General features: G+C 62.6%; 18 protein-coding genes. 10 read left to right on the top strand and 8 right to left on the bottom strand.

Annotation, left to right across the window (positions count from 1 at the left end; translation table 11 throughout):
- The 5 genes from ftsH to rlmD form a co-directional block, all read right to left on the bottom strand.
- Positions 1-2,147, bottom strand: a 2,147-nt coding sequence (gene ftsH, locus ACWI6D_RS06410; protein WP_449134087.1) for an ATP-dependent zinc metalloprotease FtsH, incomplete at its 3' end; no start/stop codon positions are given.
- Between the two features lie 13 nt (positions 2,148-2,160).
- Complete coding sequence (gene hpt / locus ACWI6D_RS06405; protein WP_302937901.1) at positions 2,161-2,703, bottom strand: hypoxanthine phosphoribosyltransferase; 543 nt, start codon at positions 2,701-2,703, stop codon at positions 2,161-2,163.
- 144 nt (positions 2,704-2,847) lie between these two features.
- Positions 2,848-3,525, bottom strand: a complete 678-nt coding sequence (locus ACWI6D_RS06400) for a Maf family protein (protein ID WP_288285101.1) — start codon at positions 3,523-3,525, stop codon at positions 2,848-2,850.
- On the bottom strand, positions 3,522-4,868 hold the full coding sequence (tilS, locus tag ACWI6D_RS06395) for a tRNA lysidine(34) synthetase TilS (protein WP_449134086.1): 1,347 nt from the start codon (positions 4,866-4,868) through the stop codon (positions 3,522-3,524). Before tilS ends, ACWI6D_RS06400 begins: the two co-directional genes overlap by 4 nt.
- A gap of 39 nt (positions 4,869-4,907) precedes the next feature.
- Entirely contained in the window at positions 4,908-6,344 is a 1,437-nt protein-coding gene (rlmD, locus tag ACWI6D_RS06390; RefSeq protein ID WP_449134085.1) for a 23S rRNA (uracil(1939)-C(5))-methyltransferase RlmD, read from the bottom strand.
- A 500-nt stretch (positions 6,345-6,844) separates the two neighbouring features.
- Between rlmD and ACWI6D_RS06385 the strand changes: the two genes are divergently transcribed.
- The 7 genes from ACWI6D_RS06385 (at position 6,845) to ACWI6D_RS06355 (ending at position 14,814) form a co-directional block, all read left to right on the top strand.
- Positions 6,845-9,604 carry an ATP-binding protein gene (locus ACWI6D_RS06385; protein ID WP_449134084.1) on the top strand — a complete coding sequence of 920 codons (2,760 nt, stop codon included), beginning with the start codon at positions 6,845-6,847 and terminating at the stop codon, positions 9,602-9,604.
- 101 nt (positions 9,605-9,705) lie between these two features.
- Positions 9,706-10,074 carry a phage holin family protein gene (locus tag ACWI6D_RS06380; RefSeq protein ID WP_449134083.1) on the top strand — a complete coding sequence of 123 codons (369 nt, stop codon included), beginning with the start codon at positions 9,706-9,708 and terminating at the stop codon, positions 10,072-10,074.
- Positions 10,075-10,479: 405 nt separating this feature from the next.
- The gene (locus tag ACWI6D_RS06375) at positions 10,480-11,886 is read left to right on the top strand and encodes a cytochrome ubiquinol oxidase subunit I (protein WP_449134082.1); all 1,407 of its coding nucleotides are present in this window, start codon (positions 10,480-10,482) and stop codon (positions 11,884-11,886) included.
- Positions 11,887-11,888: 2 nt separating this feature from the next.
- Complete coding sequence (gene cydB, locus ACWI6D_RS06370; protein WP_449134081.1) at positions 11,889-12,911, top strand: cytochrome d ubiquinol oxidase subunit II; 1,023 nt, start codon at positions 11,889-11,891, stop codon at positions 12,909-12,911.
- Entirely contained in the window at positions 12,908-13,078 is a 171-nt protein-coding gene (locus tag ACWI6D_RS06365) for a hypothetical protein (protein WP_449134080.1), read from the top strand. Before cydB ends, ACWI6D_RS06365 begins: the two co-directional genes overlap by 4 nt.
- A 311-nt stretch (positions 13,079-13,389) precedes the next feature.
- Positions 13,390-14,121, top strand: coding sequence for a CidA/LrgA family protein (locus ACWI6D_RS06360; RefSeq protein ID WP_449134079.1), 732 nt, complete (start codon positions 13,390-13,392; stop codon positions 14,119-14,121).
- Between the two features lie 3 nt (positions 14,122-14,124).
- On the top strand, positions 14,125-14,814 hold the full coding sequence (locus ACWI6D_RS06355; RefSeq protein WP_449134078.1) for an LrgB family protein: 690 nt from the start codon (positions 14,125-14,127) through the stop codon (positions 14,812-14,814).
- Between the two features lie 451 nt (positions 14,815-15,265).
- Here the strand turns inward: ACWI6D_RS06355 and ACWI6D_RS06350 are convergent, their stop codons facing one another.
- Positions 15,266-16,450 carry an iron-containing alcohol dehydrogenase gene (locus ACWI6D_RS06350; RefSeq protein ID WP_449134077.1) on the bottom strand — a complete coding sequence of 395 codons (1,185 nt, stop codon included), beginning with the start codon at positions 16,448-16,450 and terminating at the stop codon, positions 15,266-15,268.
- Positions 16,451-17,536: 1,086 nt separating this feature from the next.
- On the opposite strand from ACWI6D_RS06350, the gene ACWI6D_RS06345 reads away from it, so the two are divergent.
- The 3 genes from ACWI6D_RS06345 to ACWI6D_RS06335 all read left to right on the top strand — a co-directional run bounded on the left by ACWI6D_RS06345 (position 17,537) and on the right by ACWI6D_RS06335 (position 21,027).
- A complete protein-coding gene (locus ACWI6D_RS06345) occupies positions 17,537-19,072 on the top strand; it encodes an alanine/glycine:cation symporter family protein (protein ID WP_288285113.1) in 1,536 nt (511 codons plus the stop codon).
- A gap of 273 nt (positions 19,073-19,345) precedes the next feature.
- Complete coding sequence (locus tag ACWI6D_RS06340) at positions 19,346-20,194, top strand: aminotransferase class IV (RefSeq protein ID WP_449134076.1); 849 nt, start codon at positions 19,346-19,348, stop codon at positions 20,192-20,194.
- 14 nt (positions 20,195-20,208) lie between these two features.
- A complete protein-coding gene (locus tag ACWI6D_RS06335) occupies positions 20,209-21,027 on the top strand; it encodes a glutamate cyclase domain-containing protein (protein ID WP_449134075.1) in 819 nt (272 codons plus the stop codon).
- 127 nt (positions 21,028-21,154) lie between these two features.
- Here ACWI6D_RS06335 and ACWI6D_RS06330 read toward each other — a convergent pair whose 3' ends face one another.
- Positions 21,155-21,976 (bottom strand): helix-turn-helix transcriptional regulator, encoded by an 822-nt coding sequence (locus tag ACWI6D_RS06330; RefSeq protein ID WP_449134074.1) that lies wholly within the window; start codon positions 21,974-21,976, stop codon positions 21,155-21,157.
- 723 nt (positions 21,977-22,699) lie between these two features.
- On the bottom strand, positions 22,700-23,265 hold a 566-nt coding region (locus ACWI6D_RS06325; protein WP_449134073.1), incomplete at its 5' end, for an amino acid kinase family protein.

Raw genomic sequence — 23,265 nt, 5'->3', positions numbered from 1 at the left:
AACGGCGGTTGCGGCGCTCCGGGCGCAGGCTGCTGCGGCACCTGCGCGGCAGGCGCAGGCTGCTGGCCGTTCCAGTTCGGGTCGGCAAGCTGCTCATCGCGAGCACGCGCGGCGGCCTCTTCGGCCTCCTTGGCGGCAATGATGTCGCCTTCGCGCTGCAAGTAGTCGTTCCACGTATTGTTCAGCAACGCCTGGCACGCTTCGCCTTCCACGGTTTCGCGCTCAAGCAGCACGCTGGCCATGAGGTCCATCTGCTCGCGATGTGCGCTGAGAATCTCGTAGGCGCGGTCGTGCGCCTCCTTCATGATGCGCGCAACCTCGTCGTCGATGCGACGCGCGGTTTCCTCGGAGTAATCCTGCGTGTTGCCCATGTCGCGGCCCAGGAACACCTCATGGTTCGGCTGGCCGAACACCTGCGTGCCCAGCTCGGCCGACATGCCGTACTGCGTAACCATGGCGCGGGCCATCTTCGTGGCGCGCTCCAGGTCGTTGCTGGCGCCGGTGGTCACGTCATCGCAAAAAATCTCCTCGGCAACGCGGCCGCCCATGAACACGGCCAGCTCGTCGCGCATCTCGCCCACCGTGTTGAGGACCTTGTCTTCCTTCGGGATGGACAGCGTGTAGCCCAGCGCGCGGCCGCGGCTGATGATGCTGATCTTATGCACCGGATCGGCCTTCGGCAGCAGGTGGCCCACCAGAGCGTGACCGCTTTCGTGGTACGCGATGGTGTGCTTCGTCTGGTCGTCCATCACGCGGCCCTTGCGCTCCGGACCGGCGATAACGCGCTCCATGGACTCGCTGACTTCCTGCTGCGTGATAATCTTCTTGTTGCGACGCGCCGTCAGAAGCGCGGCCTCGTTCAGCAGGTTGGCCAGGTCAGCACCGGAAAAGCCCGGGGTCAGCTTCGCCACATTCGCCAGGTCGACGTCGCTGCCAAGCGGCTTGTTCTTCGCGTGCACGTTCAGGATGCGCTCGCGGCCCTTCACGTCGGGCGCGTCCACCACGATCTGGCGGTCGAAGCGGCCGGGGCGCAGCAGGGCCGGGTCAAGCACGTCGGCGCGGTTCGTGGCGGCAATCAGCACCACGGAATCGTTCGCCTCGAAGCCATCCATCTCCACCAGCAGCTGGTTGAGCGTTTGCTCGCGTTCGTCGTGACCGCCGCCCAGGCCGGTGCCACGCTGGCGACCGACGGCGTCGATCTCGTCGATGAAGATGATGGACGGGCTGGCTTCCTTCGCCTGCTTGAATAGGTCGCGCACGCGCGATGCGCCCACGCCCACGAACATCTCCACGAAGTCGGAGCCGGAAATGCTGAAGAACGGCACGCCCGCCTCGCCGGCCACGGCGCGCGCCAACAGCGTTTTGCCGGTGCCCGGAGGGCCCACCAGAAGGCAGCCGCGCGGGATCTTCGCGCCCATGGACTGGTACTTCGCGGGGTTGGCCAGGAAGTCCTTGATCTCCTGCATTTCCTCGACGGCCTCGTCGACGCCGGCAACGTCGGAGAAGTGCACGTCAGGGCGCTCCTCGATGTTCTGCTTCGCCTTGGCCTTGCCGAAGTTCATCTGCGAGTTGTTCGCCTTCGACATTTGGTTGAACAGGAAGAACAGCATGGCGCCGATAAGGATGATGGGCAGAAGCGACGCGAGGATGTCGCCCCACGGGCTGGGCGTTTGCACCTCGTACTTGATTTCGGGGTGCTGAGCCATCAGGTCGGACAGCGAGCTGCCGGCCCACGTGCACGTGAACTTGTGCGGCGTGCCCAGCGTTTGCTGGTCCACGTCGGTGGTGCCCAGGCCGGTCAGCGCCTTGCCCGTGGTTGGGTCCTTCAGCGTGGCCATGCCGGCGTTCATGGCGTCGATGGCGCTGTTGAACGCGTCGGCGGCAGAGCTACCTGCGGTAATGGCCGGGTAATACGTGCCGTTGATGGTGTAATCGCCAGCGCTGTACGTGACCTCGGTCACGCGATTCTGGTCAACAGCCTGCATGAACTCGGACGCCACCAGCTTGTCGGTGGTGCCCTGCGACGCTTGCGACATGCTCATGAACTGCTGGCCGACGAAGAACGCGACAAGCAGGAAAAGGACAACCGAGATGATGGTTGTCCGAGGATTGGGCTGCTGGATTTGCGGTTTGTTGTTTTGCGGCATAGGCCTTACTTTCTTATTTGTAGAGCTCGGGCTTCAGAACGCCGATGTACGGCAGGTTGCGGTAGCGTTCCGCGTAGTCCAGGCCGTAGCCGACGATGAACTCGTCGGGGCACTCGAAGCCGACGTACGCGCAATCGATTTTCGCCTGCGCGCGGGTTTTCTTACGCAGCAGCGTGGCGACCTCGATGGACTTCGGGTTGCGGGCGCGCAGCGTTTTTAGCAGGTACGTAAGCGTCAGGCCCGAGTCCAAAACGTCTTCGGCAATGACGACGTTTCGGCCTTCGATCTGGGACGACAGGTCCTTCAGGATACGGACGACGCCCGAGCTTTTCACGCCATTGCCGTAGGAGGAAACGGCCATGTAGTCCATTTCGCACGGCAGCTGAATCTGGCGCGCCAGGTCGGCCATGAAGATGGCCGCACCGCGCAGCACGGAAATCAGGATGATGCCGTCGGGGTCATCTTTGTAGTCCTCGGTGATGCCGGCGCCGATTTCGGCGACGCGCTGCTTGATTTCATCCTCGGTGAACAGGATGCGATCGATGTCTTCGTGCACGATGATTACCTCTTCGATGCATTTGCCTTGGGCGCGAATCCGCGCATTTATGAACGAGGGTAAGTTTACCATTCGGCACACACCCCCAGATGACAATACCGTAACGTCACAAAATCGCTGCCGCCCGCACAGGAGGGCCCGGCGCTACTTCAAGTCGGGGAATTCGTTGAGCAGGCGCGTGACGGGTAGGCCGATGACGGTGTCCAAGTCGCCTTCCACGTGCTTGATGAGCCGCGCGCCCTCGCCTTGCGCCGCGTAGGCGCCCGCCTTGTCGAACGATTCGCCCAGCTTCAGGTATTCGGCCAGCTCATCGTCGGTTTGCGGATGAAACGTGACAGCGGCACGGTCCACGAACGTGCGGAATCCCAGCGACACGTCCTCGGCGTTCGGCGCGGAAACCAGCCACACCGACACGGCCGTGAGCACCTCGTGCGTGTTGCCCTGCAGGCGGCGCAGCATGCGCTTGGCGTCAGACAGGCTGGTGGGCTTGCCGAAGATTTCGCCATCGCACACCACCATGGTGTCGGCGCCGATGATGGCCGCCATGCCCACGTAGCCCTCGCCGAGCACTTCCTGCACCACGGCGCCGGCCTTGCGCTCCGCCAGCTTCTTCACGGCCTCGGGCGGATTGGCTTCAAGGTCGGGCTCAAGCGATTCGTCGACCTCGGACACGCGGATGGTGAACTCGACGCCTTCGCGCTCGAGCAGCTGCTTGCGACGCGGGCTGCCCGATGCCAAGATGACGTCCACATGCTCAGATGCGGGTTGCGCATTCTGTTCTGCCTGGTCAGCCGCGGTTTGCTGCGTTTGCTGCTCTGTCATTTCTTCCTCCTTGCTCGGAACACGGCCATGGGCTCAAGGCGCACGCCGTGCTTGTTTGCGCTGATTGCCAGGTTACCCTGGATGTTCGCGACGTAGCCGCCGCGGGGTTTTGCTTCCCGCGTGCCGGGGCGCTCCCACGCCGCCAGCACCGCGTCGACCGAGGCCGTCTCCACGCGCGCGTTGGGGCCGAGCATGGCCTGCAGCACCTGCACGACGGCGCGCCGCTGCAGCGGCGCGGGTTGGCTGCCGAACGCGGGGGCAAGCACGCCGCCTTCCTCGTAGGCCGGCGGACGCTCCGGCAGCGCTTCGGTCCACGTCATGTGGCGTTTTACCAGTTCGGACGCCATGTTCTCCAGCATGTCGTCCTCGTCGGCAATAAGGTTCATGGTGCGGCCAAGCACGTCGAGCAGCTGCGGGCTGCGCTGCTTGACGTGCGGAATCACCTCGTGGCGCACGTAGGCGCGGAAACGGTCGGTGTGTGCGTTCGTGGCGTCCTCGCGCCACAGGTTGCCTTCGGCATCGCAGGCGCACGACAGGCCGTCGCGTTCACGTTTGCGCAGGTAGACGCGCAAATCTTCGCGGCCAACGTCAAGCAGCGGGCGCGTAACGGGGCCGTTGGCGTACTTCATGGCACGAAAACCGCCCGGACCCGTGCCCACCATGGAGCGCATGTAGAAGTTCTCCACGCGGTCGTCGGCCGTGTGCGCCGTGAAGATGCGGCCCGCCGACAAGGGCGCCGCCGCGTGGCGGCACAGGCTGGCAAGCGCCTCGTTGGCCGCCAGGTAGCGCTCGCGGCGCGCAACGGCCTCGACGTTGCCGCCTTCGCGCTGCGCTTCGCCAGCGATGTCGATTTTGCAGCTGAACAGGGGAATTGCCAGCAGCTCGGCCAGCTGAGTCACGAACGCCTCGTCCTGATCGGCCGCGCCCGGGCGCAGGCAGTGGTTCACGTGCAGCATGGCCACGGACCCGATAACGCCTTCGTCGGCCAGCTGGCGCGCGATGTACGCCAGCGCCGTTGAGTCCGAGCCTCCCGACACCATCAGCAGCACCGGCGAATCTGCGTTCGCCAAGCCGCGCCGCGCGATGGTCTCCCGCGCCGCGGCCGTCACGTCCTTGGCATGTTGGCCCGAAGCCGCATGCGCGGCGCCCTCCGAGTGCACCGACTGCCAAGCCGACGACGAGGCCGCCGACCGACCCGCTCCCTCGCAGCAGCCTGTCGAGGTTGCCGCGAAATCCGCGCTTCGCTCTCCCGGCGTTTCGTTGCCAAGAGGCTGTTTTGGCGCTGCGCCCGATTGCCCCATGGCAGCTTCGCGCGCCGCGCCCGCTTTCTGCTCTTCCGTCATGTTCCTTACCTATTTATATACGCGTTGCCGAAGACGGCGTTACGCGCGCTCGATGAGCGCGATGGTTTCGATGTGGTCGGTGTGCGGGAACATGTCCACGGGCTGCACCGTGTGCACCTCGAAGCCGAACTGGCGAAGAAACGCCAGGTCACGGACTTGCGTTTCCGGGTTGCACGAGATGTAGACGATGCGCGACGGCGCCAGCTGCACCGCGGCGCGCAGGAATTCCTCGCTTGAACCGGCGCGCGGCGGGTCCATCAGCAGCACAAGCGGGCGGCTGTTTTCATCGACGCCCGCGCGACCTGCCGCTGCTGCTTCCGCGGCCATGTCGCGCATGAACGCGCCGGCGTCGCCCACCACGAACTGCGCGTTGTCCACGCCGTTGTGGCGCGCGTTCTGTCGCGCATCTCGAATGGACGACTCCACGCAGTCCACGCCCGTGACCTGGGCCGCGCCCATCGACGCCGCCACCAGCCCGATGGTGCCCGTGCCGCAGTACGCGTCGATAGCGTGCTCGGCGCCCGTGAAGTTCGCCAGCTTGATGGCTTGGCGGTACAGCACCTCGGTCTGCACGCTGTTGACCTGGTAAAACGACTGCGACGAAATGCGGAAACTCAGACCGCACAGCTCGTCCAGAATGAAGCCGGGGCCGTAAAGCACCTGCTCGCGCTGGCCAAGCACCACATTCGTTTGGCGCTCGTTGATGTTCTGCACCACTGTGGTGATGAACGGGCAGCGGCGCACCAGTTCGCGGCAGAAGCCTTTCGCGCCGGGGAATTCGCGGGCGTTCGTGACCAGCGTGACCAGCACCTCGCCCGACGTGTGGCCGACGCGCACCACCGCATGGCGCATGAAGCCGGTGCCGCGGTCCTCATCGTAGGGTTCGATGCCGAACTTCAGCATGATGCTGCGCACCGCGCGAATAACCTGCTTGGCCTGGGCGTTCTCGATGAGACACTCCGAAGTGTCAATGATGCGGTGCGTGCCGGCCGCGTACATGCCGCACAGGATGTCGCGCTGCGGGACCGACGGGCGGCTGGGGCGCTTGCCGCCGCGCTGGCCGCGCTGCTGCTTCGGCGCCTTTTGCGGGCGACCGGGCGCGAACGGCGACATCACTTTGTTGCGATAGCAGTACGGGTTGTCCATGCCCAGAATGGGGCGCAGCGCTTCCGGGCCTGCCACCTGGGAAAACAGCTTCGCCACGCGCTGATTTTTCGCGGCAAGCTGGCGCTGATAGGGCTCGTTGACATGCTGGCACGCGCCGCACTGCCGCGCCACCGAGCACGCCGGCAAGCCACCGCCAGCTTGGAGCTGTGACTGCGGCCGTTCACCTCGATTGGCTCGCGGCGCGTTTGCGCCCCGCTGCCGCTGAGCGCGTGCCGAATTGCCGCCATTTGCGGCGCGACCTCCGCGTACGTTCCCGCCAGCGCCTTTGTTGCCATGGCCGCGCGTGCGCTTGCCGCCGTTTTCCTTCATGAACACCCCTCGTGAACTTGCATAAATCGTAACTAATTAGTATACGCACGCACAATGCGCCTGAACCCACCCAAAACCAACCTCAAGCCAGATTCCACGAGCGCCTTCGGCGCAAAAAATCGCTCATGTATGTGATTTAATCGCACCTCGCGCTCTATCGCCCCATTACACCGCATCGTTTTCCCAGGTCACACGCTAGCAGCAAGAGTCCTTACTCGACGGTTCCGCAGCAAATCACATACATGAGCGATTTTTGGTTCTGCAAGCGTGTTTCAGCCGCGAATTCGCGCGTTTCGTGTAACGACCTGGCAACGGGTTCGGCACGATTTGGCACACGTTTGCAGCCGCCGCGCGCAGGCCGCACACGCGCGCGTATTATGGCGCGTAAGGCGACTGCTTGCAGCACGCACCTCGCCCTAACGCGCGACCGAGCGCCCGCGCTCCGCCAAACCTGCACTCCCCCGCGCGGCACGCCCGCGCTTCTAGCGAAACGAGGTCTCATGAAACGTCGATCCCTCGCTGCCGCAATCGGCATCGTTGTTGTAACGCTTATCTGCGTGTGCTCGCTCTACGCGCACTTCATCCAAGAAAAGGTCTACGAAGAAAGCGCCGACCACCTGAAAGAAATATACACCCAGGTCAACAACACGTTCTCCATGCTGGTATCCGACAACTGGAATCACCTGACCACCTGGAACATGTTCTTCGAAGACACGGCGAAGCACTCGCCCGACGGCGCCGTCGATGGCGAAGCGGCCGACGAAACCCGCGCGTTTATCAGCAGCGAGCAGGACAAGTGGGGCTTCACCAACTTCTACTTCCTTAACGGCAGCGGGGAGTACGTCACGCCCGGCGGCGAGCGCGGCACGCTAAGCCTCGGCCAGCAGCTTGACCAGCTGAACGCCGGTAACAGCATCGTGGCCGACACCGTTCCCACCAGCGGAAACGGCCTTACCGTGTTCGCCACGCCCGTTGCGCCGGCGTCGTTTGACGGATTCGCGTACACGGCCATAGCCATTAGCTACAACAACCACGACATGGAGGCAACGCTTGACGTGAATGCGTTCGACGGGCAGTCCAGCTGCTTCGTCATCACGCCGGCGGGCAACCTGCTGTTCTCTGCAACCGACCAGTATTCGCAGTCGGCAAACCTGCTTGACTGGTTCGACAAGATCGCCTCGTTCGACGGCGACGCAAGCCTAGCCTCGGTGCGCGACAACATCCTTGCAGGTCAAAGCGGAATCACGCAGTTCTCCACCGTCACGGACCACTACTATCTCACCTACATGCCCGTGGGGTTCGAGGACTGGATCATGGTGGGCGTGGTGCCCAGCGGTGTGGTGAACGCCAGCATATCGGAAGTGCAGCTGACCACCATCATTACCGTGTCGGTGGTGCTGTTCGTAGTGGGCGCACTGGTGGTCATAATGCTGTGGCAGCACGGCCGGCGCGCGCTTGACCAGCAAGTCAACGAGGTGAAATACCGCGAGCAGCTGTTCAGCGCGCTGTCGGGCAGCACCGACAACATCTTCATCATGTTCAGCCCCAACGGCGCGAGCGTGGACTACGTCAGCCCGAACACCGACCGCATCCTGGGCATTTCCGCCGCCGACATCTTCGCCAACGTGCGCAGCATCGACCGCTCGCTGGAGCCGGGGTCGGAAAGTCTGCTTGCGCGCGGCGTCGGCGACCTGGCCAGCAACGACCACCGCGAGGGCAACAGCACGCGCCGCCATCAGCAAACCGGCGAGCTGCGGTGGTACCACGAGACGCTGTTCCGCGCCACGGTGGGCGAAACGGAGAAGCTGGTGTACGTGCTGTTCGACCGCACGAAAGAGACGGAAAGCCGCGAACGGCTGCAGCAGGCGCTGGTGATCGCGAAGCAGTCGAACCAGGCGAAAAGCACGTTTTTGGCGAAGATGTCGCACGACATCCGCACGCCCATCAACGCCATCATGGGCATGACGCAAATTGCGCGCGACAACGCCGGGAACTGGGAAAAGACCGACGAATGCCTGGCAACCATCCAGGCGTCGTCGCAACATCTGCTCAGCCTTATCAACGATGTGCTGGACATGTCGAAAATCGAGAGCGGCGCCATCGAGCTGCAAGAAGAATGCTGCAACCTTGACGACCTGCTGCGCGACGTCGACGCCATCATGCGCCCGCAAACCACGGCGAAAGAGCAGCTCCTCACGCTCGATGCCGTGAACGTGCGGCATCGCCGGTTCGCCGCCGACCAGCTGCGCGTGCGGCAAATTCTGCTGAACCTGCTGTCAAACGCGGTGAAGTACACGCCCGATGGCGGCATGATTGCGCTGCACGTGGAAGAGCTTGCGCAGACAAGCCCGAACTTCGCGCGGCTGAGCTTCATCGTGCGCGACAATGGCATGGGCATGTCGCCGGAATTCGTGGAGCACGTGTTCACGCCGTTCGAGCGCGCCGACGGTCAGAAGATGCAGGGCATCCAGGGCACCGGACTGGGCATGACCATCACGAAAGCGCTGGTGGACGCCATGGGTGGCACCATCGATGTGGCCAGCGCCGAGGGCAGAGGTACAACTTTCACGGTACAACTGAAGTTCAAGCTTGGGGTACCCGACGGTGAAGCGTGTGCGCCGGCAGCGGACGACGAGGGCGGTTCGCATGCAAATGCGCTGTTCAACGGCTTGAATAATGACGTCGAAAGCGACAGCGGCAGCAAGCCCTGCCAGCATGATGGCGTGCTGCAGGAAGCCAGCGAAGGCGGCAAACGCAACAAGAATGAGGCCGTTGCGGGCGAGCCGGGAAGCGCAGGCGATGCGCGCGACGATGCGGACGCCACCAACAACAAGCCCGAGGGCAAGCGACTTTCGTTTGCGGAGGTGTTCGAGGGCCGTCGCTATCTGGTAGCGGAGGACAACCAGATCAACCGCATCATTCTCACCGAGCTTTTGACCGAACGTGGCGCGCAGCTTGACGAGGCCGAAAACGGGCAGGAAGCCGTCGAGGCGTTCGCCAACAGCGAGCCGGACCGCTACGATGCCGTGTTGATGGACGCCATGATGCCCGTGATGGACGGCTACGATGCCACACGCGCCATCCGCGCGCTGCCGCGCCCCGATGCGCAAACCACGCCCATCATCGCGCTGACAGCCAACGCCTACGCCGATGACGTGAAAAAGGCGCTCGACGCCGGCATGAACGCGCACGTAGGCAAGCCCTTCAAGGTCGGCGACCTAGCAAACGCCCTGGTGAAGCTGCAGAAAGAACGCGAATAGCGTCAAACCTTACAGCCATCTTGCTTCTCAACGCGAATTTCACGTCGAGTGATACACTTGCGAACAACACCCACGCGCCGCCAAAGCCGAAAGGATTCGTCATGAACTTCATTGCACGTTGGCTTGTTACCGCCGTTGCCGTTGCCGCGGCCGTATGGCTGGTACCGGGCATCGCTGTGATCGGCGCCACCGAAAGCTGGGTGGCCATCGCCATAATCAGCCTGGCGCTTGCCCTTATCGACATGAGCATCAAGCCCTTGTTGCAACTGCTCAGCCTGCCCATCACGTGCCTGACGTTCGGCATCTTTTACCTGGTGGTGAACACCATCATGCTATACCTGGCCGCATGGCTGAGTAACGAGATGTTCCATATCGGGTTCGTCATCGCTAGCTTTGGCAGCGCGTTCGTTGCCGCCATTGTCATCAGCGTCGTGTCCGCCATCATGAACGGCATCGTCGGCGACAACTAACCCACCGCAGTAAGCGCAAGCACGGGCGGCCTCATCCGCCCATTAATGCCCCGCCCCATCGCCAACCGCGAAGAGACGGGGCACATTATTGAACTTTCCGAACCTGAAACCATTCGCTCGCAACTTTTGGACAGGATTTCGAACTTTCCGAGCCTATTTCGCTTCGATTTGCGCGCGATTGGCAAGATTTCGAACTTTCCGAATCCGTTCGGACGTATATTAGATTCGGAAAGTTCGAAATCTTGTCCAAAACGAGCCTCGGGGTGATGGGCGAAGCGTAGCGAGTGCCCGAGCACCCCTAAACAAATTAATGAAACAAATTTCTAATAAATATTCCCTTTTGTATCCTCGCGCTGTAATATGTGGCTAGATTAGTAGCATTTCAAAACAGAGAGGGGATTTGAAATGGACGTGTTCTCGGATGTCGTGCTACTCTCGCGCATTCAATTCGCGCTGACCGTGGCATACCACTTCTTATTCGTACCGCTGTCGATCGGGTTGGGACTGATCATGGCCATATTCGCCACGAAATACCACCGCAGCCGCAGCGAGCAGGACGGCAACGCCATGCGCTTCTGGGTGCGCATCTTCACCACCACGTTCGCCATTGGCGTGGCCACCGGCATCACCATGGAGTTCTCGTTCGGTACGAACTGGGCCGACTACTCGCGTTTCGTCGGCGACATCTTCGGCGCGCCGCTTGCCGCCGAAGCCCTGTTCGCGTTCTTCCTGGAATCGGTGTTCCTGGGCATCCTACTGTTCGGGCGCAACAAAGTTTCCAGCCTGTTCTACACCGTGTCCGCGTGGCTGGTGTGGGCCGGGTCGTGCCTAAGCGCGCTGTGGATCATCATCGCGAACTCGTGGATGCAAACGCCCGCCGGCGCCGAGCTGGCCGCGGACGGCTCGAAGGCCATCATCACCGATTTTCTGGCCGCCGCGTTCAACCCGTCCACGCTGCCCCGCTATACGCACGTAGTGGTTGCGCTGCTGATCATGGGCGCGTTCGCCTCGATGTGTGTGGGCGCGTGGTACCTGCTGAAGGGCAAGCACACCGATTTCGCCATGAAAACCGTGAAGATCGGTGCCGCGGTGGGCATGGTAGCCTCGTGCGCCATGATCGTGACCGCGCATTCCTCGGCCGTGGAGGTGTCGCAGGAACAGCCCACGAAGCTGGCCATGATGGAGGGCATGTACGGCGACGAAGTGCCGCCGCTGTACGCATTCGGCTGGGTCGATGAGGAGAATCAGCAGGTCATCACCCCGTTCGCCATTCCGGGCGGCACCAGCTTCCTGGCAACGGGCACGTGGGACACCGAATACCAGGGCCTGAATTCGCTGGCGCAAACCGACAAGTACGCCGACGTTGACGTGGCCGACATGCCCGTGAACCTGGTGTTCCAGTCGTACCACCTGATGGTGGCCATGTACGGGCTCATCATGCTTACCGTTATCCTTGCGCTGGTGTTCACGCTGCGCGGCGGGCGCATCCGCACCATGCGCTGGCTGCAGAAACTGCTGGTAGTGGCGCCGCTGTTCCCGCTCATTGCCATCCAAGTGGGCTGGATCACCGCCGAAGTTGGCCGTCAGCCGTGGGTGGTGTACCCGTCGACGTCCGGCCCCGACGGCGTGGCCCTGCTGACGCAGAACGCCATTTCGCAGTCGGTTTCGGCACCCGAGTTGCTGACCACGTTGGCCCTGTTCATTGCCGTGTACGTGTTCCTGTTCGTTGGCTGGGCGCGCGTGATCTCGTACTTCATCAAGCGCGGTCCTGTGGCCGATTCCGAAACCAACGCCGCCAAGGAAGGTGAGTAACAATGAGCGCACTGGCCGTACTGTGGTTCTTCCTGATCTTCGTGCTGATTGCCGGATACTTCGTGCTTGACGGGTTCGACCTGGGCATTGGCGTGCTGTATCGCGCGCTGGCGAAAACCGAGAGCGAGCGGGCGCTGGTGCGCCGCAGCATCGGCCCTGTGTGGGACGGCAACGAGGTGTGGCTGCTCACCGCCGGCGGCGCGCTGTTCGCCGCGTTCCCCGCTGCGTACGCCACCACGTTCTCGGGGTTCTACCTGGCCGTGATGCTGGTGCTATTCGGCCTGATCGTACGCGCGGTTTCGCTTGAGTTCCGCGCGCACGACAAGCAGTGGGGCCGCGTGTGGGACGCGTGCTTCACCGTGGGGTCGTTTTTGCCGGCGCTGCTTCTGGGCGTGGCGCTGGGCAACGTGATCGCCGGCATCCCCATGGCGGAAAACGGCGACTACGCCGGCGTGCCGCTGCTGGGATTGCTTTCGCCGTTCACGCTGGTCACGGGCTTGCTTGGCCTGGCAATGTGCCTGAGCGCGGGCGCGGCGTGGGCAGCGCTGAAAACGCAGCGCGAAAGCGCCGTGCATGCGCGCGCCGAGAAGCTGCGCGCGCCGCTGCAGATTGCGGCCCTAGTGCTGTTCGCCGTTGCCAGCGTGCTTGCGTTCACGACGGTTTTGCCCGCGTTCGCGCCCGGCATGTTCGCAGCAGGCGTGGTGTTCGCCGTTGCGTTCGCGGCGTGCGTTGTCGCATCGCTGGTGGCCGGCCGCAAGGGCGCCGACCTGCCCGCGTTCATCTTGCAGTCGGCGGCAGCCGTGTGCCTGGTGGGACTTGCCGCGGTCTCGCTGTTCCCCAACCTGGTGGTTGCCGCGCCCGGCAGCGTGGGCGCAACCATCACGCTGGCAAGTGCGGCCTCGTCCGACACGGCGCTGGCCTGGATGACGGGCATCGCGTGCGTAGGCGTGCCGCTGGTACTTGCGTACCACGTCATCGCGTACCGCGTGTTCCGCGGGCGCCTGAGCGAGAAGGACGTGGCATGATGGGCGCGCGGCTGTACGCGAAATGGCTTGCCGCGCTGTGCGCAGGCATGGCCCTGTTCGGCGCCGGCGTCATGGTGGTTGGGTACAAGGCGCCCACCGTGGGGCTGATTGCCACCGTCGCCCTGTTGGTTGCAGCGGCCGCAGCCCTCGCAATCAAGGCGCGCTAACGTAGCGAAAGAGGTCTCGCCCCACAGCGAGGCCTCTTTCGCCTGCGGGCCATTCGTCATCCCCGTTTCGCGTCACCCCGCGCCCCGCTCCCCCACCGTTCACCCTTCCTTAATTGCTACTGCGAGCCTTTCATCTGGCCTTATGCAATAAGTAACGTTTCCGGAACGTTTGTGGCTTTTCATCGCAGACGTTGTGCCGGTCGCGTGGATTCCCCAGCAATTTGCTCCTGATTCGTCGCACCGGGCTAGTATGAATGCCCGAACAAAACGTTATCTGTCCGCACCTTAAGCAAGGGGATGTTCCACGCATCATGAAACCGAATAGCGACACCGCAAGCGGTGTCAAGAATTGTGCGCGCAAAATGTGGGCGCACACGAAGATTTTCGTCGCTTCCATCAAGTCCGACCTCAAGGAGACGCGCGACGAGATGTTCGTCGGCGCTGACACGCCCAAGGAGCGCATGCAACGCTCCATTAAGCACGGCCTGCTGCTGCTTGCGCAGTTATGCCTGATCATGGGCGTATACGCCGCCGGTTGCGCCATCGCATCCGTGCTGCCCATCGCACTGCCCGGCAACATTTTGGGCATGGTGCTGCTGCTGGTTCTGCTGGGAACGCACATCCTGAAAACGAAGTACATCAGCGACGCCTGCGACTACCTTATCGACAACATGTCCGTGTTCTTCATTCCCGCCGGCGTGGCTATCATGGGCTGCTTCTCCATGCTGCAGAATTCTGCGGCGAAGTTCGCGTTCGTGTGCATCGCCACCACCGTCATCGTGTTTTTGGCCACGTCCTACACCGTGCTGCTCGTGTCGTGGATCATGGCGAAGCTGGGCAAGGATACCGCGCTTGCGCCTGCCGTGGGGCCGAAGGGCTCGGACGACAGCGCCGCTGACGGCGATGCGACCGCCGACGCCAGCCGCAAACACGCCGAAGAGCAGCCGAAACACCACGCGTACCCGCACGCCCACACCCACACTCACCCGCACACGCCCGCATCGGGCAGCATCATCGCGCCCGTGCCCGGCAAGGAGGCGTAACCCATGCTCAGCCTTATCGCGACCCTTGCGGTCGGCACCGTCATCTCGTTCATTGTGTTCAAGCTTGCCGTGGCGCTGTATAAGAAGGTGAGCTCGCCCCTGCTCAACCCGCTGCTGGTCACCGTGGCGTTCATCATCGCGTTTTTGTGCATCTTCCACATCCCGCTGGATTCCTACGAGTCCAGCGTGCAGCTGATTTCGTTTTTGCTGGGGCCGGCCACCGTGGCGCTCGCCTATTCGGTATATCGCCAGCGCCAGATTCTCAAGCAGCATTTCGTGCCGATTTTCTGCGGCTGCCTGGTCGGCTCCATCGTATCGATGGTCAGTGCCTACACGCTGTGCGAGCTTCTGGGCCTTGGCGACGAGATGGCGGTGTCGTTCATCCCGAAGTCCGTCACCACGCCCATTGCCATCGCGGTGTCGCAGGAACTTGGCGGCATCACGTCCATCACCGTGGCGGCCGTTATCATCACCGGCATTCTAGGCGCTATTTTCGCGCCGTTGATGTCGAAGATTTTCCGCGTGAACAACCGCATTGCGAAAGGCGTGGCCATCGGCACGTGCTCGCACGCGGTAGGCACCACGAAAGCGCTTGAGATAGGCGAGCTGGAAGGCGCCATGTCCGGCGTCAGCATCGCTGTATCGGGCCTGCTCACCACTGCAATCGTCGTGATTGCCGGCTGCTTCGTGTAGCAGGGCGCTCGCCGCAGCCGGGCCTCTGGTTCACCGCGCCGAATCCCACCCCCATCGTGGGCCCGGGCGGAAGCTCGGGCCCCATTAGATAGCGCGAAGCGCGTCACCTTCTTCCCATCGCACCCGCGACCAGGAAATATGGTGGCGCGCTTCGCGCTTTTTTATAAGGATCGGGCTTTCGCTCGACCCTACGGGTTCAACCCCACAAGACCATCCGCCTGACAAATGACCCATCCCCTTGTGATGAGAATGGGACAAGGGGACTGTCCCTTTGTCCCAAAACATCCCAGGTCCACCAAAGTCAGCGAGGGCCGCTGTGGTGCCCGGAATTCGTGGGTTCGCGAAGGCGCCGCGTACTTCGGTACGCAAGCCTTCGGGAACGCGCGAAGGCCGGGTGCCACAGCGGCCCGCAGCGTCGAGTAAATTCGCCGGCCGGCAGGCCGGCGAAACCCTACAAAGCCAGGCGATAAATCTCGGCGGCGTCTTCCATGGTTAGTTTCTTGAAGCTGCCGAACGGTTCGCCCTTGTTCTCGCGCAGCGTGGGAATCATCTCGTCGATGGCGTCTTCGATGTTGTCCTCGTCAAGCCCCAGCTCGGAAAGGCTGGTGGGCATACCCAGGCTGGCGAAGAACATACGCGTCTCGTCGATGGCCGACAGCGCGTCGGATTCCACGTCGCCCGTCGACGCCAGGCCGAACACCTCGTGGCCGTACTGCGCGAAGCGCGCCGGATTCGCGTCATACACGTACTCCATCCACGCGGGGAACAGACACGCCAGGCCCGCGCCGTGCGTGACGGTGGTATCGTAGGCGGACAGCTCGTGCTCAAGGCCGTGGGTCGCCCAGTCCTCGTGGCGCCCCATGCCCAAAAGTCCCTGATGGCACAGCATACCGGCCCACATGATGTTCGCACGCGCGTCGTAATTGTCCGGCTCGGCCAGCACGCGCGGCGCCTCGGCGCGGATGGTGCGCATAACGGACAGGTTCATGCCGTCGGTGATGGGCACCGGCCCCACGTCGTCGAAGAAGCGCTCCAGCAGGTGGCAGTACATGTCGGTGATGCCGGCAGCCGTTTGGAACGGCGGCAGCGTGAACGTCAGCTCCGGGTTCATGAACGCCAGCTTCGGGCGCTGGTAGTTGCTGGCGTAACCCGTCTTCATGCCCAGCTCATCGTTGCTAATGACGGTGTTCTTCGAAGCCTCGCTACCGGCAGCGGGGATGGTCAGCACCACAGCGATGGGCAGCACGTTTTCGTTCTGCCACTTCTTCGTGATGAGCTCCCACACGTCCTCTTCGATGCAAGCGCCGTTCGCGATGGCCTTCGCCGAATCCACCACCGAGCCGCCGCCGACGGCCAGCACCCAGTCGACGCCGTTTTCCTTGCACAGTGCCACGCCCTCGCGCACCAAGCCGATCTCGGGATTCGGGCGCACGCCGCCCAGCTGCACGTATTCGATGCCGGCCTGTTCAAGCGACGCGCACACGCGGTCGATCAGCCCCGACTTGATGGCGCTTTGCCCGCCGTAGTGCAGCAGCACCTTGTGCGCGCCGCGCTCGGCCAGCATGCCGCCGACCTTGCTTTCCACATTGCGCCCGAACACGAAATGCGTCGGGGAAACGAATTCGAAGTCTTCCATGGAAACCGCCTTCCTCGGTTGCAAGAAGCAAGATGCGCTCAGTATAGCGCGCCGAACAACCCGACCGGAGGGCATCAAGGCAAAAAAAGAAGCCGGAGAGGAAGGCTCCGGCTTTCGAAAGGAATCCCGACAGGTTACGGGCTCTTGGCAACCCGCTCCGCTTTTCGCGGACCCTTGCAAACTACGAGACAGTCAATTTGGCGAAGATAGTCATTTCAGTTTTGCAATATATCCACTGTCGGACAGTTGAGAATTTTACACGCCTCAACATATCTTGCAACTCCTTCATAAAGCGTACACGCAGGTTAAACACGCTTTTCATAGGCTTTGAACTCGCATTATAGGCCGACCTTGAATCAAAACGATTTTTGATAGTTTTTGCATAATGAATGCCGAAATATACAAAGTGACAATCCGGCAACAAATGCCCAGCCCACACAGGCGGCGAGAGAGGCCCCTGTACGCGGGCGTATCGGCAAGGCAAGCGCAGACGCAACAAACGCAATGCGAGTAAGCAGCAGGCGGACAAAGTCCTAGAAAACTTGTTAGCGAAGAGGCCGCAAGCGAAAAGTCAAAACCGGGAGATAGCGGGCCACCGAGATCGGAACGGCACCGCAAGGCCTGCAAGCGCGCCAATCTCGCAAGGCCACCGGCGAAATCGACCGCCGGCGGCATTAATGACCGAATTGCCCCTTTATCTTGCGGTTTGCGCCCAAAACGCGACCCCCACGTATAATGGACCGGATTGCGAAAAACGCCGTCGACCCGTCGTCGATCGCCGACGCGCCCCGCAAGACGCCTCGGCCCCGCGTCCAGCGAGGTCACGCCCAACGGCGGCGCCGTGTCGCTTGACATTGCCGAGCTGCCCTGCAACGTGCCTGGTAGCACGCACTCAGAGACGCGGAGTAGCACCCATTAACCGAGTATTGACGCCGTAACACTCCATTTCCCCTAATGGAAACGCATTCGAAAAACGCCGCCGGTAGCGTTTGCCTTGTCACATTCGCACGGAGCGCGCATGCGCTGGGGAGATGCCCCTCACTCTCCCGAGCGCATGTGCCCTCCCAGACCGGAAAGGGGAAGGCAATGGAGGATTTCCTGACGTCGTTCTTCATCACGCCATTCACCGGATTGGCCGAAGGTATCGCAAGCGCCACCAGCCCGCTTGACGTTATCGACGCCGTCGACGGGTTCGTGTGGGGCCCGATCATGATTCTGCTGCTGCTTGGCACGCACATTTTCATGACCATCCGCACCGGGTTCATCCAGAGGAAGATCGGCACCGGCATCAAGCTGTCCGTCACGAAGGACGACCCGTCCAACGCCGACGGCGACATCACGCAGTTCGGCGCGCTGACCACCGCCCTTGCCGCCACCATCGGCACGGGCAACATCGTGGGCGTGGGCACGGGCCTTCTGTTCGGCGGTCCGGGCGCCATCTTCTGGATGTGGATCACCGGCATCCTGGGCATCGCCACGAAGTACTCCGAGGTGTTCATTGGCGTGAAGTACCGCGTGAAGGACCACTCGGGCAAGATGCTTGGCGGCGCCATGTACGCCCTTGAGCGCGGCTTCAAGAACAAGAAGGCCGGCCGCATCCTGGCCATTCTGTTCGCCCTGTTCGCGTCGCTGGCCGCGTTCGGCATCGGCGCCTCCACGCAGTCGAATTCCCTGGCCGACGCGCTGTACAACACGTCGCTTATCGACGGCAAGGCCATCCCGCAGTGGCTGGTGGGCGCCGTGGTTGTGGTGCTGGTTGCCATCGTCATTCTGGGCGGCATCAAGTCCATCTCGAAGGTGTGCGAGAAGCTGGTGCCCGTCATGGCCATCTTCTACGTGGTGTGCTGCCTGGTAATCATCGGCATGAACGGCCAGTACCTGGGCGAAGCCATTCGCCAAATCATCGTAGGCGCGTTCACCCCGGCCGGCGCCGCCGGCGGCGCGGTGGGCTCCACCGTTACGCTGGCCCTGCAATTCGGCTTCAAGCGCGGCATCTTCTCCAATGAGTCCGGCATGGGCTCCGCTCCGCTGGTTGCTTCCTCGGCCACCACGAAGAACCCCGCACGTCAGGCGCTGGTTTCCATGACCGGCACGTTCTGGGACACCGTGGTGGTGTGCCTGATCACGGGCCTAATGCTCATGACCACGCTGCTTGCCAACCCCGAGCTTTCCACCGCCATTGCCAACGGCACCATCTCCTCGGGCGCCGGCCTTGCGACCGCCGCGTTCGAGAAGATCCCCGTGTTCGGCCCGTTGGTGCTGCTGGTTGGCCTGATCACGTTCACGTACTCAACCATCCTGGGCTGGAGCCAGTACGGCAACCGCGCCATCAGCTACCTGCTGGGCAAGAAGGCCGTCATGCCGTACTACATCGTGTTTTTGCTGTTCGTGTTCTGGGGCTGCATGATGGTTGGCGACGCGGCGAACAGCGCCACCGTTTCGAACCTCAGCTCCGTGGTGTGGAACTTCGCCGACGTGATGAACGCCCTGATGGCCATCCCGAACTGCATCGCGGTGCTAGGCCTGTCCGCCATCATCGCCCGCGAAACGAAGCACTACGTCTTCGACAACAACCTTGAGGAAGTCGACAAAACCGAGATTCCCCAGTACGACGAGAAGTAGCGCATCGCAAACGGCACGCAAGCCGCGAGCGGGACAAAGGGACTGTCCCTTTGTCCCGCTTTCTGAGGCGAAACCGTAACCTTCGCGTTGAATGCAAGCGGACACGCCCTGCACTGAGCGCAAGCGAGCACGCCCGACGCGCCTTCGCTGTGCGGTTGCCGTTTTCGCCAGCTGCTTCCCCAGTTCGCAAGCCGCCCAATTCGCCAGCTGCCCCCCCATTCAATCAACCTTAACCCCGCTGCCCGGCGGGCCTGAAAGGAAGCGCATCCAGCCATGGAAAACCTCGGCTACTACAACGGCAAGTTCGGCCCCATCGAAGACATGGTCGTCCCCATGAACGACCGCGTCTGTTTCTTCGGCGACGGCGTGTACGACGCCGGCCCGGCCCGCAACTTCAAGATCTTCGCCATGGAAGAGCACCTCGACCGCTTCTTCAACAGCGCGCGCCTGACGGACATCCAGATTCCCCTCTCGCGCGACGAGCTGCGCGACCTGCTCAACGACCTGGTAAAGAAGGTGGACGCGCCCGAGCACTTCGTGTACTACCAGTGCACCCGCGGAACCGCGCCGCGCAAGCACGACTACGTTGAGGGCCCGGGCAACCTGTGGGTCACCATCACGCCGCAGGTTATGCCCGACGGCACGCAACGCATCAAGCTGCGCAGCGAGCCCGACACGCGCTTTTTCCACTGCAACATCAAGACGCTGAACCTGCTGCCCGCCGTTATGAGCTCGCAAGCGGCAAAGCGCGAAGGCGTGCAGGAAACGGTGTTTTACCGCGCCGAGATGGGCAATCGCGTGACGGAATGCGCGCACAGCAACGTGTCCATCATCCTGAACGACGAGCTGTGGACCGCACCCACCGACAACCTGATTTTGCCCGGCATCGCGCGAAAGCACCTGATCAAAGCCGCGAACAAGCTGGGCATCCCCGTGCACGAGGAGCCGTACGACCTTGACACGCTGCGCGGCGCGCAGGAGATCATCGTGACCAGCTCGTCGAACCTGTGCCTGTTCGCCGAAGAGTTCGAGGGCAATCCGTGCGGCGGCGGGTCGCCCGAGGTTGCCGAGTCGCTGCGCGCGGAAGTGAACCGCGAGTTCGCCGAGGCCACGGCGCTGTAGGGGCTAGGTTCACTATGGAATCGATCGAGGGAATCGTGCTGCGGCACTCGGCGCGCGGCATGACGAAGTTGACCGGCGAGCTGCCCGCGGGGTACTGCTCGCGCGCGGCGCAGGAGATCCTGTCGTGGCCACTGGGCACGGTGGCGCTGCTGACGGGCTTCGATGTGGGCGGCGCGCCGGAAACCGACGGGCCCACGGGCACGTTCGTCATGGCGCAGGCGCTGCGGCGGCTGGGGTTCGCGCCGGTGGTGGTGTCCGAGCCGGCGCTGTGCGCGTATTTCGAGGCGCAGGGGTTCGCCACGCACATTGTTTCACCTGATGACAGCATGTTTTCCATGGAGGCGCTGCTCGACGCCCTGGCGCCGGTGGGCATCGTGTCCATCGAGCGGTGCGGCCGCAATTTCCACGGGCTGTACTGCAACATGCGCGGGAAGGACATCTCGGACGCCACGTCGCCCATCGACGAGCTGGTGGTGCAGGCGGCGCGGCGCGGCATCCCCACCGTGGGCGTGGGCGACGGCGGCAACGAAATCGGCATGGGCAACGTGGCGCACGCCATCGCACGGCGGCTGGCGCTGGAGCCGTGCGTGGTAACCGTTGACAACCTGGTGGTGGCCACGGTGTCGAACTGGGGCGCGTACGGTATCGTGGCCGCCATGGCCCAGCAAGCCGAGCGCGTGCTGCTGCCGGCGTTCGACCGCATCAGCAGCTTCTACCGCTTCATCGTGGAAAACGGCAGCGTCGACGGCACCACCGGCCGCCGCCAACTCACGGTAGACGGCTTCAGCATGGACACCGAACGCGCCGTAGTGGAAGCCCTGCAGCGAGCGTAAAGCGGGCAGACGCACCCTGCCAGCGCGCAACAACCGCTCCCTCTTCGCCAGAAAACGGACGAGCCAAAGGGCAGCTTACGGTTTCGTAACGAAAATTGGGACAAAGGGACCGTCCCCCTTGTCCCACTTAGGCCGCGGCTCTAATGCCTCTCAGGGCTCGTCCTTCTTTGAGGCAGCCCCCCCCCCCCCGGCTGTTTCCGACGCGATTGAGCGCGGCGAAGAATTGCATCTCATTCGACACGCCCATCTTGTGGTAGATGTTTGCGATGTGGCGCTTAAGCGTGTTCTTGCTAATGCTTAGCTCATCGGCAATGTCGGCGCGCGACACGCCTTTCATAAGCAAGCACGATACCTCCCACTCGCGCGGCGAAAGCGAATACGCGGCAACAATGGGGTCAGTATCGCAATCCATCATGAAGCGATTCACGCCATTGGGGTACACGATTCTGAAACGGCTGCAAAGATGCGTGTTGACGTCGTCGAATACGCGCATTTCTTCATCGGTGAAATTGCCGTGCTCCTTGGAGCGCATAAGCGAAATGGTGCCGAACAAAATGTCATCGGCCGCGATGCACGCCGTTGCCGTGTAGGAAATGCCCATACGGCTTTCCCATTCCTGATGGATGCGCGAATGCTCAATCACGTCCAAGCTGACCAGGTCCGTTGCGCGAACGGTGACGGGAATTCCTTGGTTGTAGAACCACGAAAGATAATCGATGGTGTGGTAGTAATTCGCATAGAGCGCGGTGATTTCCTCATCCGTGTCCATGCTTCGATAATTGAACGCAGCCTTATACCGATCCGACTGGTCGTTCAGCGCCGTGTACGAGTGATCGAACGGAATGATCTCGCGCAGACCTTCGCAACAACTCACCAGCAAGTCTTCCATGGGAGTCGTATAAATCTTAAGAATTAGGTCGTTTTGCTTCCTCCGCATATCTTCTGCCATATGCCACACTCCATACGCAAAATCCGATTGTCCCCTTAGGGAAATTATACCGGTGCGGCTTTCGGTAATTCCCGAAAACTAGCTTTACATTCCGTTTTCCGTAGGTAATCGGCGCAGAATACGCATCGCAGCGTATCTGACCACCGCAAAGGCCAACCCGGTTTTGCGCAAAATGGCAAAGGCCCCATCGCGTTGCCGACGGAGCCTTTGCCTGCAGTTGGAAAGCGCGACGGTGGCGAAAATCCGTCGCAGGGTATGTCGGAGTTATCGTGCGCGAAAGCCACAAGCCCCGCGCAGCCGGCGGCACAAATAGAGGGGATGCCGCCGACCGCCACGACGCGAGCCCGGGAGCGGTAGAATCCCGGAGCATGATCGAAAGCCCGCAGGCGCGCCCAAGAAAGCGCGGTTATTCGAGTCGCGTCCTGCGGGCAAGGCCACGCCCCCTCATCTGCACCTGCACACGCGTAGAAGCTAAAGGGCACGTGGACAAGGGACTACAGCGCAGGCAGGGAGCATGACATTGCCCGCATCGCGAAGCTTCCCAGGTTGCGCGCCGCATCTTGGCATGCGGCGCGCGCTATCGGAAAGGGCCAGGTCCGCCAACAAAATGAAAGCGGCAATGGCGGGCAGCTTGGCAAAGGCGAAGGAGCCCACGCGACGGCGAATGCGCGCGGCGCCGGCGCCAAGGCGCCAGCCGGGAAGGGTCCTGGCAGGGTGGTCGGCTTACGCGGTGATGACGGTGCCCGTCTTGCCCTCCAGGCCGGCGGCGGCGCACTCGAGCGAGGTGATGAGCGCCTTGCCCTGGGGGTATGCCTCGACGTACTCGATGCAGGCCTCGACCTTGGGGAGCATCGAGCCGGGGGCGAACTGGCCCTCCTCGATGTACTTGCGGGCCTCGGCGACCGTCATGGAGGAAAGCTCCTGCTGGTCGGGCTTGTTGAAGTTGATGCACACCTTCTCGACGGCGGTGAGGATCACCAGCATGTCGGCGCCGAAGTCGGCGGCCAGCTTGGCCGAGCTGCGGTCCTTGTCGATGACGGCGGGCACGCCCTCGTAGCCGTCCTCGGTCTCGAACACCGGCACCCCGCCGCCGCCGGTGGACACCACGATGTAGCCGGCGTCCATGAGGTCCTTGACGGCGTCGAACTCGACGATGCGCTCGGGCTTCGGGGAGGCCACCACCTGGCGCCAGCCGCGGCCGGCGTCCTCCTTGAACGTCCAGCCGGTCTCGGCGGCCTTGGCCTTTGCCTCCTCCTCGGTCATGAACGCGCCGACGGGCTTGGTGGGGT

Source organism: Senegalimassilia sp. (assembly GCF_977052095.1).
This window is presented reverse-complemented; position numbering and strand designations above follow the sequence as displayed.

Coding starts and splice junctions, on each gene's coding strand:
- ACWI6D_RS06335 (WP_449134075.1), top strand. CDS start 20,209: ATGGAATCGATCGAGGGAATCGTGCTGCGGCACTCGGCGCGCGGCATG.
- rlmD (WP_449134085.1), bottom strand. CDS start 6,344: ATGAAGGAAAACGGCGGCAAGCGCACGCGCGGCCATGGCAACAAAGGC.
- cydB (WP_449134081.1), top strand. CDS start 11,889: ATGAGCGCACTGGCCGTACTGTGGTTCTTCCTGATCTTCGTGCTGATT.
- ACWI6D_RS06340 (WP_449134076.1), top strand. CDS start 19,346: ATGGAAAACCTCGGCTACTACAACGGCAAGTTCGGCCCCATCGAAGAC.
- ACWI6D_RS06385 (WP_449134084.1), top strand. CDS start 6,845: ATGAAACGTCGATCCCTCGCTGCCGCAATCGGCATCGTTGTTGTAACG.
- ACWI6D_RS06345 (WP_288285113.1), top strand. CDS start 17,537: ATGGAGGATTTCCTGACGTCGTTCTTCATCACGCCATTCACCGGATTG.
- ACWI6D_RS06375 (WP_449134082.1), top strand. CDS start 10,480: ATGGACGTGTTCTCGGATGTCGTGCTACTCTCGCGCATTCAATTCGCG.
- ACWI6D_RS06380 (WP_449134083.1), top strand. CDS start 9,706: ATGAACTTCATTGCACGTTGGCTTGTTACCGCCGTTGCCGTTGCCGCG.
- ACWI6D_RS06400 (WP_288285101.1), bottom strand. CDS start 3,525: ATGACAGAGCAGCAAACGCAGCAAACCGCGGCTGACCAGGCAGAACAG.
- ACWI6D_RS06360 (WP_449134079.1), top strand. CDS start 13,390: ATGAAACCGAATAGCGACACCGCAAGCGGTGTCAAGAATTGTGCGCGC.
- ACWI6D_RS06355 (WP_449134078.1), top strand. CDS start 14,125: ATGCTCAGCCTTATCGCGACCCTTGCGGTCGGCACCGTCATCTCGTTC.
- tilS (WP_449134086.1), bottom strand. CDS start 4,868: ATGACGGAAGAGCAGAAAGCGGGCGCGGCGCGCGAAGCTGCCATGGGG.
- ACWI6D_RS06365 (WP_449134080.1), top strand. CDS start 12,908: ATGATGGGCGCGCGGCTGTACGCGAAATGGCTTGCCGCGCTGTGCGCA.
- ACWI6D_RS06350 (WP_449134077.1), bottom strand. CDS start 16,450: ATGGAAGACTTCGAATTCGTTTCCCCGACGCATTTCGTGTTCGGGCGC.
- ACWI6D_RS06330 (WP_449134074.1), bottom strand. CDS start 21,976: ATGGCAGAAGATATGCGGAGGAAGCAAAACGACCTAATTCTTAAGATT.